1 protein-coding gene is annotated in these 595 nt (G+C 50.8%); it reads right to left on the minus strand.

What is annotated here, in order from left to right:
- The coding region (locus AWU74_RS07460) for a tetratricopeptide repeat protein (protein ID WP_202966437.1) at positions 1–574 on the minus strand (574 nt) is incomplete at its 3' end.
- Positions 575–595: the final 21 nt, after the last annotated feature.

Raw genomic sequence — 595 nt, forward strand, 5'->3', positions numbered from 1 at the left:
GTTCGCGGTCCCCCGCGCCCTTCCGTGTCTTTTGCACCGCTTCTGATTTATTGACGATTGTTTCAATATCCTGATTCAGATTTCGGAAACCCTCTATATTCATCAGCGCGTTCATAGCTTCCGCGCTGTTCATCAAGCGGGTGAGCGTTTCATTGTCCACGTTCACCAGAAACGCGCTTTCCCACCTGCGGGCAAGCAGCGTCGCCGTCGTACCGCTCAGCGCCATATCGAGCACGCCGGCGGCGTCAATTTGCTTCATTGAACTGCCGTCATACGCGAGCACGGGAAGAAAGCGGATAAACTCGGCGACTTTCTGTTCGGGATTCTGTTCTTCCGTGTTCAGGCGGCAGCTATAATCTGCGATTTGGCGCAGCGCACGGTCGGGCGCAAAATCGAATATATAACATTCCTTTTTGATAATTTCTTTATCATGCGTAATGCCGCGATTATTAAACGCAGCCGTATAATTCGGCTGTAGCTCTATCGCCTGAGAATATGCCTCTACCGCCGCGTCGTATTCTTTCTGAGCGTAGTGCTCTTTTTCCTGCTCAAAAAAATACGGTGGTGAAGACAATACCGCCGCATAGTCTATGCT

The organism is Treponema endosymbiont of Eucomonympha sp. (assembly GCF_001028545.1).